This window comes from Pandoraea sp. ISTKB, assembly GCF_001721285.1.
In the GTDB taxonomy this organism is placed as follows: Bacteria; Pseudomonadota; Gammaproteobacteria; order Burkholderiales; family Burkholderiaceae; genus Pandoraea; species Pandoraea capi.
This window is the reverse complement of the sequence record NZ_MAOS01000007.1, coordinates 1-378: the sequence shown is the minus strand read 5'-3', so window position 1 is coordinate 378 and position 378 is coordinate 1. Positions and strand designations below refer to the sequence as shown.

1 pseudogene is annotated in these 378 nt (G+C 71.2%); it reads right to left on the bottom strand.

The features are described 5' to 3' along the window. Positions 1-378: pseudogene (locus tag A9762_RS28800) on the bottom strand (autotransporter outer membrane beta-barrel domain-containing protein); the annotation flags it as partial.

Here is a 378-nt window from a genome sequence, read left to right as displayed (position 1 = left end):
CCGCCCGTACCGCCCACACTGCTGGCACCGCCGCCTCCACCTCGATTCCCATCACCGCCGGTGATGGTGCCGCCGTTGGAAACCGTGCCGCCATCGGTCACGATCACACCGGCGCCACCCGCACCGCCATTGCCGCCGGCAGACGCCGCGTTCCCGGCACCGCCGCCCGTGCCGCCACCGCCCCCCTTGACCGTACCGCCGGTCACGATGTTCACGGTACCGGTCCCTCCGATACGAACCCCCGCACCGCCCTCGCTGCCCGTACCGCCGGACGTATTGGCGCCGTTTCCGCCGTTACCCCCTTCGCCGCCGACAATGGCACCGCTGTTCGTGACAGTACCGTTGCCGCTCAATGCAATCCCGTCGCCCCCCAGCCCG